The 14,619-nt window shown below is 42.6% G+C and carries 12 protein-coding genes; 5 read left to right on the plus strand and 7 right to left on the minus strand.

Annotated elements, in window-relative coordinates:
* Positions 1-67 precede the first annotated feature (67 nt).
* The 5 genes from GYY70_RS04930 to GYY70_RS04950 all read right to left on the minus strand — a co-directional run bounded on the left by GYY70_RS04930 (position 68) and on the right by GYY70_RS04950 (position 5,053).
* On the minus strand, positions 68-508 hold the full coding sequence (locus GYY70_RS04930) for a thioesterase family protein (RefSeq protein WP_084563328.1): 441 nt from the start codon (positions 506-508) through the stop codon (positions 68-70).
* Between the two features lie 2 nt (positions 509-510).
* The gene (gene pyrC, locus GYY70_RS04935; protein ID WP_174831458.1) at positions 511-1,551 is read right to left on the minus strand and encodes a dihydroorotase; all 1,041 of its coding nucleotides are present in this window, start codon (positions 1,549-1,551) and stop codon (positions 511-513) included.
* 142 nt (positions 1,552-1,693) lie between these two features.
* Complete coding sequence (locus GYY70_RS04940; RefSeq protein WP_174831459.1) at positions 1,694-1,933, minus strand: sulfurtransferase TusA family protein; 240 nt, start codon at positions 1,931-1,933, stop codon at positions 1,694-1,696.
* 323 nt (positions 1,934-2,256) lie between these two features.
* Entirely contained in the window at positions 2,257-3,918 is a 1,662-nt protein-coding gene (gene recN / locus GYY70_RS04945; RefSeq protein ID WP_174831460.1) for a DNA repair protein RecN, read from the minus strand.
* 244 nt (positions 3,919-4,162) lie between these two features.
* On the minus strand, positions 4,163-5,053 hold the full coding sequence (locus GYY70_RS04950; protein WP_025330224.1) for an NAD(+) kinase: 891 nt from the start codon (positions 5,051-5,053) through the stop codon (positions 4,163-4,165).
* A 702-nt stretch (positions 5,054-5,755) separates the two neighbouring features.
* Here GYY70_RS04950 and miaA point away from each other — a divergent pair.
* The 5 genes from miaA (at position 5,756) to GYY70_RS04975 (ending at position 11,188) form a co-directional block, all read left to right on the plus strand.
* Positions 5,756-6,700, plus strand: coding sequence for a tRNA (adenosine(37)-N6)-dimethylallyltransferase MiaA (gene miaA, locus GYY70_RS04955; RefSeq protein WP_174831461.1), 945 nt, complete (start codon positions 5,756-5,758; stop codon positions 6,698-6,700).
* Positions 6,701-7,056: 356 nt separating this feature from the next.
* Positions 7,057-8,574: an acetyl-CoA hydrolase/transferase family protein gene (locus GYY70_RS04960; RefSeq protein ID WP_037475978.1), complete on the plus strand. Its 1,518-nt coding sequence runs from the start codon at positions 7,057-7,059 to the stop codon at positions 8,572-8,574.
* Between the two features lie 318 nt (positions 8,575-8,892).
* Entirely contained in the window at positions 8,893-10,143 is a 1,251-nt protein-coding gene (gene glyA / locus GYY70_RS04965) for a serine hydroxymethyltransferase (RefSeq protein WP_025330221.1), read from the plus strand.
* A 293-nt stretch (positions 10,144-10,436) separates the two neighbouring features.
* Positions 10,437-10,643 carry a hypothetical protein gene (locus tag GYY70_RS04970; RefSeq protein ID WP_025330220.1) on the plus strand — a complete coding sequence of 69 codons (207 nt, stop codon included), beginning with the start codon at positions 10,437-10,439 and terminating at the stop codon, positions 10,641-10,643.
* 293 nt (positions 10,644-10,936) lie between these two features.
* The gene (locus GYY70_RS04975) at positions 10,937-11,188 is read left to right on the plus strand and encodes a GlsB/YeaQ/YmgE family stress response membrane protein (RefSeq protein WP_084548264.1); all 252 of its coding nucleotides are present in this window, start codon (positions 10,937-10,939) and stop codon (positions 11,186-11,188) included.
* 54 nt (positions 11,189-11,242) lie between these two features.
* On the opposite strand, the gene GYY70_RS04980 is transcribed toward GYY70_RS04975, so the two are convergent.
* A complete protein-coding gene (locus tag GYY70_RS04980; protein WP_025330218.1) occupies positions 11,243-11,860 on the minus strand; it encodes a phospholipid-binding protein MlaC in 618 nt (205 codons plus the stop codon).
* Between the two features lie 85 nt (positions 11,861-11,945).
* Positions 11,946-14,573 (minus strand): alanine--tRNA ligase, encoded by a 2,628-nt coding sequence (gene alaS, locus GYY70_RS04985; protein WP_174831462.1) that lies wholly within the window; start codon positions 14,571-14,573, stop codon positions 11,946-11,948.
* Positions 14,574-14,619 lie beyond the last annotated feature (46 nt).

Consider the following 14,619-nt stretch of genomic DNA (forward strand, 5'->3'; position numbering starts at 1 on the left):
GTGGTTGAGTTAAGTCAGTAAAAAACCCTGCCAAGCGCAGGGTTTTTTACTGACTTAACTCATATTGTTACCTGATAGCATTAAAGCGTTCTTGTATCGCAGCAGGAAAAGAAATCGCTTTATTGCTTTGCTGATCAAAAGCCATAAATGTCACTACAGCCTGCACAACTGTCTGCCCAGTATTTTTAAGAGTAATCGTTTGATTAACTTCTACTTTGCGCGGTTGTATTTTGCTCAAAGCAGTAGATATCAGCAAATCATCTCCGAAACCGGCACTGCGCCGGTAACTGATATTGATATTTATCACAGCCATTCCACAACCGGCTTCAGTAAACATTGGCGTTAAGCCGGCTTCATCAAAATAATGCCAGCGTGCCTCTTCCAGAAATTCCAGATAGCGTGCATTATTAACATGGCGGTATACATCTATATGAAAGCCGCGCACCCGAATTTCAGTTTGATGTGTTTGTACTGATAGCCGGTCTGTAATTTGAGTTGAATCTTGCATATTTAGTTATTTACCACACTCCAGCTAATGGTCTGATTAGCACGCAACGGAATCAGTCGTTCATGATTACCATACGGATAGTATGGTGGCACTGTGCGATTTATTTTTTCCAGTGTAATGGTTTCCTTATTGATTTCCAGACCATAAAACCGCGGACCGTTTTCTGCTGCAAAAGCCTGTAATTTATCCAGTGCTCCCGCCTGCTCAAAAGCTTCTGTATACAACTCAATAGCAGCAAAGGCACTGAATATACCCGCACATCCGCAAGCACATTCTTTACTGTGCTGAGCATGCGGCGCACTATCGGTACCGAGAAAAAATTTATGTGACTGTGTACCGCTTACAGCCTGTAACAGTGCCTGACGATGGGTTTCGCGCTTTAGTACCGGCAAACAGTAGTGATGAGGCTGGATTCCCCCAACCAGTAAAGCATTGCGATTGTAGAGCAAGTGCTGGGGTGTTACCGTAGCAGCCACATTTTCACCAGCCTGAATTACCAGCTCAGCAGCTTGTGCAGTAGTGATATGCTCAAATACTAATTTCAGTTCAGGCAGACGTTGTAACAGCGGCTGTAAAAGTTCATCAATAAATACTGCTTCACGGTCAAAAATATCAATTTCACTTTTGGTTACTTCACCATGCACCAGTAATGGTATGCCTGTTTCAGCCATAGTTTCCAATACCGGCAATAAAGCCCACAAATCACTGACACCAGCCGCAGAGTTAGTTGTGGCACCGGCAGGATAAAGCTTACACGCAATAATACCTGCTTCTTTGGCTTCGCGTATCAGTGCCGGCGTAGTCTGGTCAGTCAGATATAAAGTCATCAATGGCTGAAAATGACTGCCCGCAGGTACTGCAGCAAGTATACGTTCACGATAAGCCAGTGCTGCTGCAACTGAGGTTACCGGTGGTTTCAGATTTGGCATAATCAGGGCTCGCCCCATTTGCCGTGCACTGAACGGTACTACTGCTTTTAATGCTGCACCATCACGCACATGAAGATGCCAGTCATCCGGACGGGTTATAGTGAGAGTCTGCATCTGTATCCGTTCTATCAGCGTGTATTACACAGCTAAAAAATAATAGGTTAATGTACTATTCTGTCGCAGCTTCTACAACCTGAACCTGAATAAAGTTAACAAAATATTGTAATTAATTGTAATAAATTACCGTCTGAAAAACTTAGCGGTGTTTTACCCACATCATTATTACACCATCATTTCTGATTTGCTGGTGCAATAATTCATGACCTGTCTGCCGGCAGAAAGCTGCAAAATCATCAGGAGCAGTTTTATCTGTTGCCAGTACTAGCAATACTTCTCCGCTATCCATTGCTGCCAGCGCCTTTTTTGCACGTAAAATCGGCATCGGGCAATTTAAATCGATAACATCTAGTGTTCTATCACTCTGTGGTTCACTCATCAGCAACTCATCATAGAATATTGAAAGTTATCATTATACATCGTGCATGAAACAGACTGAATCTACACACCTTGCTCAGGCTAAAGCAGCCCGTTCCAGTCTATATCAGTCATATATTATAAAAATGCACGCTGACAGGAAAATTATCAGAATATATTTTGTTATTAAAACCGTTGTAATCAAGAACAGCATGCATAAAACATAAGCAGATAAACGTTATTTTAAAATTATTTACTTAAATAAATATCATTTCCGGCTTTCCAGTAATGACATATATACATTGAAAAATCAGAGAGCTTGCAGATAAATTCGTAATAGCAGAATTAACTTTGCGCCAGCTCCAGCATTTCCCTGGCATGATTACGTGTGGTATCGGTAATGGTTTCGCCGCCAAGCATTCGTGCAATCTCATTCACCCGATCTGTCGCAGCGAGTACGTTTATTTCACTTACAGTCTGCCCTTTGCTGTTATGCTTTCGCACCTGCCAGTGCTGCTGACCACAAGCTGCGACCTGCGGCAGATGAGTAACAGCCAGCACCTGACGATTCTGCCCCAGACTACGCAGTGCATGACCAACAACATCAGCTACAGCTCCGCCAATACCGGTATCCACCTCATCGAAAATCAATGTAGGTACCGCATTATACTGACTGGTAACCATTTGCAGAGCCAGACTGATACGTGCCAACTCACCACCGGAAGCAACTTTGCTCATTGCTCTTAAAGGCGTGCCCTGATTTGCAGCTACCTGATACTGTACCTGCTCCAGACCATGCACAGATGGTGAGGCACTTAACAATTCAATATGAAAGCGTGCGCCTTGCATTGATAAATTTTGCATGTGAGCTGTGGCTTGTTTCGCCAGCTTTTTCGCAGCCTGATGGCGTTTCACTGATAATTGCTGTGCTGCATGCATATATTCATTTTCGCGTTCTGCTACCCGTGCCTGTAACGCTTCAATATCCGCAGCCGCCTCCAGTTCATTAAGAGCTGATTCAACTTTTACAAGCTCTTCAGGCAATTGTGGTGGCTCGATCCGATATTTACGCGCAACACTCATTAACTCCTGCATGCGCTGTCCCTGCTGTGCTAATAAATTTTCATCAGTCTCTACACTGGCAGTGGCTTCACGCAAATACGCACTGACTTCACTCAATTCTGCTTCTACTGATTCCAGTAATGCCACACTGTCTGCAAAAGCAGGAGCTGCTTTAATCAGTGCAGCCAGTTGCTGCCGGCAGTGATACAAACGGCTTTGTAAACCCTCATCACCATTGAGAACTTCTTCTACATTTTCCGCTGTTTGCAGTATTTCCGCCGCATGTACTAATGAATCATGACTCTGACTGAGATTTTCCCACTCATGCTCCTGAAGATTCAGGGCATTTAGCTCATCAAAGCGCCATTGCAAGCGCTCACGCTCAATATTCAGGCTATCAGCCTGTGTTTGCGCTTTTTCCAGTTCTTTTTTGGTTTCATGCCAGCGCTGATAGGCTTCACGTACCAGAGCAACTTCTGTATCAGCACCCGCAAATGCATCCAGTAATATACGTTGCGCGGATTCACTGTTTAAAGAGTGGTGCGCATTCTGACCATGTATATCAATTAATAATTCACCTATCTGCCGCAACTGACTCAAAGTAACCGCCTGATTATTAATGAAGCTACGACTTTTTCCTTTTACATCAATTATACGTCGGATACTTAATTGTGTTTCATTTTCATCCAGTAATCCCTGTTCCTGTAGTAAGGTACGGGCATGTGTTACATCACTGACATCAAACAGTGCTGATAACTGGGCTTCTTTGGCACCATGTCTTATCTGACCATAATCAGCTTTATCACCTAACAACAGACCTAATGCATCCAGCGTGATTGATTTACCCGCCCCGGTTTCACCTGTCAGAACGGTAAAGCCGCTTTGAAAACTCAGATTCAGCTCATCAACAATGACAAAGTCACGCAAAGACAGCGCCAGAAGCATAAACAACCTTTCTTAGAGAAAGTATTAATGATTTATGCCGGATTTTAGTATTTTTTAGGAAAATAAGAAACCATTTTTTAGAAAAATCTAAAATAATCGATAATAAATTTCGGTTTTATTAATTTTTATTGTATTTTTTCCACCAATAGCAAAAATAAACATTATTTTTTTCAGAGATTAAGTCAGGCTACAAAAATTACTTAAAATCTGATTAACGGCTTAAGCTTGTTTATACAACAAATAGCTATACCAGCTGGTCACCCCAATGCAGTTTCTGACGCAGAGTTTTATAATATTGATAATTAACCGGATGTAAAATCCTCAGAGAATTGCGATAACGGCAAATACGGATTTTATCCATAGTATGTAAATCAAAAAATGCCTGTCCGTCAAAATGAGCCCGGGCATCGCTGCCTTTGGTAATCAGCACTTCTATTTCACTGGTATCACTGACAGCAATCGGCCGGTTGGACATGGATTGCGGGCATATAGGCACCAAACTGAATGCACGCAGAGTTGGCTGTAAAATAGGACCACCGGCAGCCAGAGCATATGCCGTCGAACCAGTAGGTGTAGACACAATCAAACCGTCTGAACGCTGGGTATAAACAAACTCTTTATTGATGAATACCTCAAATTCAATCATCTGCCCCAGTGCACCACGGCTGAGTACAACGTCGTTTAGTGCCAGTGAATGATAAACTTCTTCACCTGCACGTACTACTGTCGCTTCCAGCAAAATACGTTCTTCGGGCAGATATTTGCCAGTCAGCATGCCGGTTAATTCAGTTACCATCTGAGCACGCGGTACTTGTGTCAGAAAACCAAGATGTCCCTGATGAATACCAATCAATGGTACCCGGTAAGGTGCCAGTTTACGGGCAACAGACAATAAAGTACCGTCACCACCCAGTACCATAACGAGATCACAGCGCCGCCCCATTTCACATTTATTAATAATATTACAGCGTTGCAGCAATACCGGATTAATCTGGTTATCCGCTTGCGCTTCACTATCCAGATACACCGAAATTTCTTCTTCACATAAAAAAGTAATGAGTTCGTCCAGTACTTCACTCATCATTGGTGTTTGCGGCCGTGTCACAATTCCGATATGGTTAAACTGGCTATTCATGTAAACATTTATTCCTGACTAAGTTACTCTCTCTAAATAACTACCATAACTTTATTTGGCTATTATAAAGGTTAGTGTAACAATAAACTTATATTATGTGCATTTTCATGCTGAATGCAAATATTATGCAAATGAACTGATAGTGAATTTGAAAAGATATAGATATAAGATATTACTTTCATGGTTGCTGATATCCGCAGCACTTATTCTTTTAGCTGGCTGAAATGTCTGCTACTGAGATATCTGATTATTCCGAATCATAAAATTAAATCTTAACTTAAAACAAAATATTAATTACTAGCAGAATACCTCTTGCACAACAGTTATATTAATTTGCCGGCACAGATCAATTTTAAAGTCGTTTAGCTGACATCTGATTAGAAATACACCGGTGTTATGCAAGTAAATTATCATTGCTTTCGTACAATAGCTGTTTTCTTCTCAATTCAGCTAATCAGCAATTGAAATTACTCGCTAATTTTTTTGTTACTTTATTGCTTCAAATATCTCTGCAAAAAAGAAAATTTTAAAATATCTAATGTTCAAAAAATAATCTTCATATTTATGCTTTGATTTTCTTTAACTGCTTTAACAGATTACATCACATTATGCTGCTTATCCCGATTTATACTCTTATCTAACTATCTATCGCTCAATTGAGCGTAAATCGCTACAATAACTGTTTAAACTACGGTAGCCACTATGTCTGCATCTCTGCCAAAAGTTTTTGCTCTGCTTGGTCCTACAGCGTCAGGCAAGACCAGTCTGGCTCTGAGTCTGGCTGAGCAGTTTCCGATTGAAATTATCAGTCTGGATTCCGCCCTGATTTATCGTGATATGAATATCGGTACGGCTAAACCCAGTGCAGAAGAGTTAGAAGCAGTCCCCCATCATCTGATTGATATTATTTCACCGCTTGAAAGCTACAGCGCTGCCCAGTTTGTCAGTGATTGTGTGGATTTAGTTGAGGAAATTCATACACGCGGTCACCTGCCTTTGCTCGTGGGCGGTACCATGATGTATTACCATGCCCTGACACAGGGACTGAACAGCCTGCCGGAAGCCAGTCCGCAAATCCGTGCCGAACTGGATAAACTTAAACAACAGCACGGTACAGACTTTCTGTATGCACAATTACAGCGGGTGGATCCCATTACTGCTGCCCGCTTGCCTGCCGGTGATAGCCAGCGTATTGAACGTGCACTGGAAATCTATCACATCACCGGTGTTCCCATGAGCAGCCATCTGGCTAAACAGGAAAGCCGGCAGAGTCCTTTAAATGTATGTACGCTGGCACTTTTACCGGCCGACCGTGCCCGTCTGCATACACAGATTGCCACCCGCTTTCATTCGATGCTGGCACAGGGTTTTGTGGAAGAAGTGGAAGCACTTCGGCTGCAATACCCGGAATTGCATCCTGATTTGCCTTCAATTCGCTGTGTAGGCTATCGGCAGGCTTTTGATTATCTTAATGGCACAACTAACTACAGTACATTTGTTGAACGCGGGATTACTGCCACCCGACAACTGGCAAAACGTCAGCTTACATGGTTGCGTAAACTGAATCCCGAACATGTATGCGATCCGTTTAATCCTGCAGGGCTGCAAGAACATGCGCAGCAATTAATACAGCAGTTTTTTGCTTAAACTGATTTAATTTAGAAAATTCTCCGGCAACGAAACCTTAGGCAATACTATTAAAATATTGTGTAAACATTGTCTAATCTGATAGTCTTTTTATTTTGCAACTTAATGTATTAATTCAAATTCTTAATTATTAATTTGTAATTATTTATCTGTACCTGCTGTTCTGCACTTTTTCAGTACAAAGACAGAACAGCAAAACAAAATTATTTACAGTAAAATGCAGTCCGTTGTTAGAGTCATTATGTCATAGCATTCGTACTGAATTGAATATACGGCAAAGACAAACACTTATCTTCTACGCCTCACTCTGACCAGGCAAGGGTCAGGCATTTTTGATTTAATAAGGAGAAAACACGATGTCCGTACAGGATCGCATTCGTTATACCTCACTTCATTCCCGCCTTATGTCTGCTGAGCAAGCTGCTACCCTGATAGATAATAATGCCAATGTCGGCATGAGCGGATTTACCGGCGCCAGCTATCCTAAAGTTTTGCCGAAAGCTATTGCTGATTTTGCCCGTGCTGAACATGCTGCCGGTCGGCCATATAAAATTAATGTATGGACTGGTGCTTCCACTGCGCCGGAATGTGATGGCGCACTAGCTGAGGCACATGCAATAAATCAGCGTTTACCATTTAATACTGATCGCCATATGCGTCAGGAAATCAACAATGGCGATGTCAATTTTATTGACATGCATTTATCGCATGTTGCCCAGCAGGCATGGTTTGGTTTTCTGGGTCACATGCATGTAGCCATTATCGAAGTACTGGGCATTACTGAAGACGGACATCTGATTCCGTCTACCGCAATCGGTAATAATCAGACATGGCTGGATATGGCGGACAAGGTTATTCTGGAAATCAATACCGGTTTGCCGATACAAATGGAAGGCATGCATGATATTCCTATGGATAATGCTATTCCGCCCCACCGCAAACCAATTAACATGACCCGCGCTGATGATCGCATCGGTGAAAAATACCTGAAAGTTGATTTAAACAAAATAGTCGCTATTGTTGAATCCAATGCTCCGGATCGCGACAATGTCTTCAGCGAACCTGATGACAAATCCAAACAGATTGCCGCTTATATTGTTGATTTCCTGTCTCACGAAATCAAAATGGGGCGTCTGCCTAAAGAAATGCTGCCAATTCAGTCTGGCGTTGGTAACGTGGCAAATGCCGTACTGGCAGGTTTGTTAACCGGTCCGTTTGAAAATCTGTATGGTTATACCGAAGTATTGCAGGACGGTATGCTGGATCTGATACGTGCCGGAAAAATGGCTACTGCATCTGCTACCGCTATTTCCCTGTCTGCTAAGGCATTCCAGGATTTTGCAGACAATATTGATTTTTACCGTGAACGCATTATTCTGCGCCCGCAGGAAATCTCCAACCACCCTGAACTGGTGCGTCGTTTAGGTATTATTGGGATGAATTCAATGATTGAAGCCGATATTTACGGCAACATCAATTCTACCCATGTAATGGGTACCAGCATGATGAATGGTATCGGCGGTTCAGGTGACTTTGCACGCAACAGCTTCCTGAATTTCTTTGTTACCCCGTCTACTGCTAAAGATGACAAGATTTCCTGCATCGTGCCGATGGTTTCACATGTTGACCATACCGAACACGATACACAGATTATTGTTACTGAGCAGGGTCTGGCTGATTTGCGCGGTCTGGCTCCGCGGCAGAGAGCAAAAGTGATGATTGAAAAATGTGCTCATCCGGATTATCGCGATCAGTTGCAGGATTACTACGACCGTGCTTTGCAAACGGCAAAAGGTATTCATACACCTCATATTCTCACTGAAGCTTTAAGCTGGCATGAACAATTCCTGAAAACCGGTTCTATGAAAATGTAATTGATTCCGGATAATGTCAGGCAGTCCTGTTTCCAACAGGGCTGTTTTTTATCAGACTGCATCACTTCTCTACCAGATAATTTATTTTTGGTTCAGCATCCGCAATTGATTTACTGAATCCTAAAAACAGGTTATTACCCTTACCAGACTGAAATCCAGTGCTACATCGTCAGAATGTGTATTTATGAATATACTTCATCATCACACATTATCAAATTCAGCCACATACACATTACTATCAGTTAAAATAGCCACCACTCACTCTCTGCTGCATTCAGCAAATTCTTTATTTCTTCATCCTCAAAAGGAACAACCACCATGTTTTCCAAAGCGTTAACCATCGAAAAATTTGATCCGGAACTGGCCGGTGCCATTGCCCGTGAAGATCAGCGCCAGCAAGATCACGTAGAACTAATTGCATCAGAAAACTACGTAAGCTGCGCCGTAATGGAGGCTCAGGGCAGCCAGTTAACTAATAAATATGCCGAAGGCTATCCGGGTAAACGTTATTATGGTGGCTGCGAATATGTCGATGAAGTAGAACAGCTGGCTATCGACCGCCTGAAAGAATTATTTGGCGCCAGTTATGTCAATGTACAGCCTCATTCCGGCTCTCAGGCCAATCAGGCTGTTTACGCCAGCGTATTACAACCGGGCGACACTATTCTGGGTATGTCTCTGGCGCATGGGGGGCATCTGACTCACGGAGCCAGTGTCAATATTTCCGGTCGCCTGTATAACGCCATTACCTATGGTCTGGATGAAAATGAAATCCTCGACTACAAACAGGTGGAACAGCTGGCACTGGAGCATAAGCCGAAAATGATTGTGGCCGGTGCTTCTGCTTATGCTCTGGAAATAGACTGGGCACGTTTCCGTGAGATTGCAGATAAAGTAGGTGCTTATCTGTTTGTAGACATGGCGCATTACGCCGGTCTGGTCGCTGGCGGAGAGTATCCGAATCCAGTGCCTTTTGCTGATTTTGTGACCACTACTACCCATAAAACTCTGCGCGGACCGCGTGGCGGTGTGATTATGTGCCGCAGCGACGAACACGCAAAAGCACTGAATTCAGCTATTTTCCCGTGCCTGCAAGGTGGTCCGTTAATGCATGTGATTGCAGCCAAAGCAGTAGCCTTCAAAGAAGCCTTACAGCCGGAATTCAAACAATATGCCCGTCAGATTAAAGCTAATGCCAAAGTACTGGCAGAAACCTTGATTGAACGTGGTTTGCGTATTGTTTCAGGCCGTACTGAAAGCCATGTATTTCTGGTAGACCTGCAACCAAAAAAACTTACCGGTAAAACGGCAGAAGCGGTGCTGGGCAAAGCACATATTACCGTTAATAAAAATGCCATCCCTAATGATCCGGAAAAACCATTTGTCACTTCCGGTATCCGTTTAGGCACGGCAGCGATTACTACTCGCGGCTTTACTGAAACAGATACGCGTGAACTTGGTCATCTGATTGCTGATGTACTGGATAATGCAGACAATGAAAAAGTTATTTCAGAAGTCTCAGAAAAAATACAGAAAATTTGCAATCGTTTACCCGTATATGGAAAATAAACCACAATATTATAGTATTAATATATTTCTCAATCATTTCTATTGATTGATACTCAAATAGTACTTATACTCAAAACAGACTTTTTCATCATTGAATCAATGACGTTTTAGTCTGTTTTTTATTGACATTAAACATCGCCATTGAGTTTCTCAATAAGAAATTCATCTTTAACTAATCAGGTATTATCAAAATACTAATAAAGTATTAATATAACCACATTGCAAAAGCAAAAATAACAATTTGGCGTTTAAATTTAAAATATTTTGATAATTCATTTTGAAAGGAAACAAAAATGAAAAAATTAGTTTCTTCTGCTTTACTGGCTGCTTCTTTGGCTATGACTGCAGGTTTCGCTATGGCTAATAGTAACAACGATGATACTGATGTTCGTCATTTCAGCGAATCTACTGCTCAAAATGGTCAAAACACTCATGTTTCTGACTCTACACCAGAAAATACTCCTTTCCGTACTGTTAATACCTACGCTGGTAACCACTAACAGTCCGGCAATAAAAAAAGCATAACTTATTGTTATGCTTTTTTTTTATTTATCTATTTTCATACAAAATACTATTCTCTCAGAGAGTAAACTAAGAATTATCCTACACTTTCTCTTTCACACTGCTTAAATCTTCCGTCAGTTGTTCTTGTGTTTATCTTTAAAATATAACTTACTGATTACATATATTTATTTAAAAAATCATAATTAATATTGATTTTACTTAATAACTCAACTTTTATTATAGCCACAGGATTAAGATAAAGCTTCCTTATTCTCAGGAGTACAACATCATGGGGTTACTCTGGACAATTATAGTTGGCTTTATCATTGGTTTAATTGCCAAACTAATCTATCCGGGCAAACAGCAACTTGGCATAGTGGTCACCACTTTACTCGGTATAGGCGGCTCATTACTGGCCGGATATGTTGGTCAGGCATTTGGCTGGTACCATGCAGGTGAAAAAGCCGGTTTAATAGCTTCGATTATTTTTGCCTGCATTATTCTGTTTATTTACGGCAAAATTAAAAACAGACAGATATAACAAAACGGTGATGGACATTCAATCCATCACCGTTTTTTTGTTCAAATATATGTATTATTTATTGATCTGCACTTTACCCAAACCTTTATCACGTAACTGAGCAATAGTTGCATCAATACCCTGTTTCTGAATCAATTGATCAAACTGACTGCGGTATACTGTAACCAGACTGGTACCATTGACCCGGAAATTATAAATTTTAAAGACACCATTAGCATAATACATCTGATAACCCACGGTGTAGTGTTTATTACCGGCACTAACAATTTCGGTAAATGTTTCCAGCCGGTTATTACCCTGATTCACTACCTTTGGTATAACCTTCACAGATGCATTACTGGCACCCATCAATGCTGAATGTGCATAAATGCGCACAATCATATTTTTAAAGGCCGCACTGAAATCCTGTCTTTGCTGTGCAGTAAACTGCCGCCATTGCATACCTACAGCCAAAGCTGAAATACGCTCATAATCCAGATACTGATCGGCATAACGTTCAATCTGACTAATACGCTGTTGTTCATTCAGGCTTTTGTCACGAGCCACTGATAACACCATATCCACATTTTGCTGTAACTGTTGTTGCGCCAGCTGTTCCTGCGTTGCAGCGAACGAACATACTGCAACCATCAGCATCCAGCCTGCCAAACAAGCTTTTACATACCTCTGCATTGTATTCTCCTGTGAATAAGCAAAAAAAACGGCTTATGTTTGTTATCATCCATAAACCGCTTGCTGTTTTTCATTTACTAAAGTCTTATCCTAATTTGGAAGCTAACCAGTCAGTTACACTGGCGAGCGCCGGTTCTAATGCAGCTATATCCTGCCCGCCGGCTTGTGCCAGTTCGGGACGACCGCCACCCTTACCACCAACCTGACCGGCAACATAATTAACCAGCTCACCAGCCTTGATTGTTTTAGTTAATGCTTTTGATACTCCTGCTATGATGGCAATTTTACCATCATTTACTGCTGCCAGCAGAACGATAATATTATCACCCTGTGCAATTAAATCAGCAGCAATATCTCTCAGAGCACTGCTTTCTGCCTCAATTTGTCCCAGCACCAGACGAGCTGTACCGATAGTTCTGGCCTGAGCCAGCAAAGCGGTACCTGCCTGTCTGGCCAGTTCACTTCTGGCTTCAGTTAATGCCTTTTCCAACTGTTTGGTTTGAGTATGTATTGCCTGAAGTTTAGGCAGCAAATCTTCAGCAGTCTGTGCTTTTACTTCGGCAACCGCCGCCTTAAGCAACTCTTCCTGCTGCTGAACAAACTGTAAAGCATTCAATCCGGTCACAGCTTCAATACGGCGTACTCCGGCAGCAATACCACTTTCAGAAATAATTTTGAAAAGACCAATATCTCCAGTCCGTGCAACATGGGTACCACCGCATAATTCAGTAGAAAATTCGCCCATGCTCAGTACACGTACCTCGTCACCGTATTTTTCTCCGAACAGCGCCATCGCACCGGCAGCAATGGCTTCATCAAAGCTCATATTCTGCGCACATACAGGAACATTGGCCACAATTGCCTGATTTACCCGACGTTCAACTTCGGCCAGTTGTGCAGCAGTAACCGGCTGTGGATGTGAAAAGTCAAAGCGGGTGCGCTCAGCATTAACCAGAGAACCTTTCTGCTCAACGTGTGTACCCAATACTTCACGCAAGGCGCGATGCATCAGGTGAGTGGCACTGTGATTACGCATACTGGCTTCGCGCAGTACACTATCTACCTGAGCGGTAACAGCATCACCCACTTTCAGACTGCCGGACAGCATTTCGCCAAACTGACCAAATACTTTAGCTTTGATTTTTTGCGTATCTTCCACCTGAAAGCGATTTTCACCGGCAAAAATATAACCAGTATCACCAGTCTGACCACCAGATTCTGCATAAAACGGTGTGAAATCAATCACGACCACACCTGATTCACCGGCATTTAACTGCTCAACAGCTTCACCATCCTGATACAAAGCCAGAACTTTGCTTTCATTCTGGCGTTGCTGATAGCCGGTAAATTCTGTATCAGTACCTTCATAGGTAAGCTGAGTATTGGCTTTAAAATTCTGCGCTGCACGGGCACGGGCACGCTGAGCAGCCATTTCACGCTCAAATCCTTCTTCATCCAGACTGATATTACGCTCACGCGCAATATCAGCGGTTAAATCATATGGAAAGCCATAAGTATCATATAGTTTGAAAATTACCTCACCAGCCAGTGTCTGCCCCCCATTCTGCAAGGCACTTTCCAGCAGAGTCATTCCGGTTTCCAGTGTTTGCGCAAAACGGCTTTCTTCCTGTTTCAGTACATCACTAATTTGTGCCTGTTTTTCAACCAGCTCAGGATAAGCAGAGCCCATTTCCTGCACCAGATCCGTTACCAGCAAATGGAAAAATGCCTGTTTACAACCCAGTTTATAACCATGGCGTACAGCCCGGCGGATAATACGCCGCAATACATAGCCACGCCCCTCATTGCTGGGTAATACACCATCAGCAATTAAAAACGCACAAGAGCGGATATGGTCGGCAATGACTTTCAGACTGGGTACATCCTGACTATACGGAATGCCTACAACACGCGCTACAGCATGCAGCAAATTGACAAACAGATCGATTTCATAATTACTGTGTACATGCTGCAATACCGCCGACACCCGCTCCAGTCCCATCCCTGTATCAACTGACGGCTTAGGAAGCGGATTCATAGTACCGTTTTCATCCCGGTTATACTGCATGAATACACAGTTCCAGATTTCTATAAAACGGTCACCATCTTCTTCGGCACTGCCCGGAGGCCCGCCCCAGATATGTTCGCCATGATCATAAAAAATTTCCGAACAAGGACCGCACGGACCGGTATCGCCCATTTGCCAGAAATTATCAGAAGCATAGCGTGCGCCTTTATTGTCACCTATACGGATAATTTTTTCCGGTGGCAGACCAATCTCATTTAACCAGATATCATAAGCTTCATCATCATCCGCATAAACAGTTGCCAGCAGTTTTTCCTGTGGCAGATTCAGCCAGTCCTTACTGGTGAGAAATTCCCAGGCAAAATGCAGGGCATCACGCTTAAAATAATCGCCAAAGCTGAAATTGCCCAGCATTTCGAAAAATGTATGATGGCGCGCGGTATAACCAACGTTTTCCAGATCATTGTGTTTACCACCGGCACGCACACATTTTTGTGCTGTTGTCGCACGGCTGTACGGGCGCTTGTCAAAACCCAGAAACACATCTTTAAACTGATTCATACCCGCATTGGTAAACAACAGGGTTTTATCATCCTGCGGAGGTACAAGTGAAGATGAAGGTACAACCTGATGACCCTTACTTGCAAAAAATTGAAGAAATTTAGAACGTAATTCTGCTGTTTTCATGGTAGTTTCAATAAGACGGGTGATTAATCGTATTCAGGCAGTCTGT

This window comes from Snodgrassella sp. ESL0324 (genome assembly GCF_013344955.1).
GTDB classification, from domain to species: Bacteria; Pseudomonadota; Gammaproteobacteria; order Burkholderiales; family Neisseriaceae; genus Snodgrassella; species Snodgrassella alvi.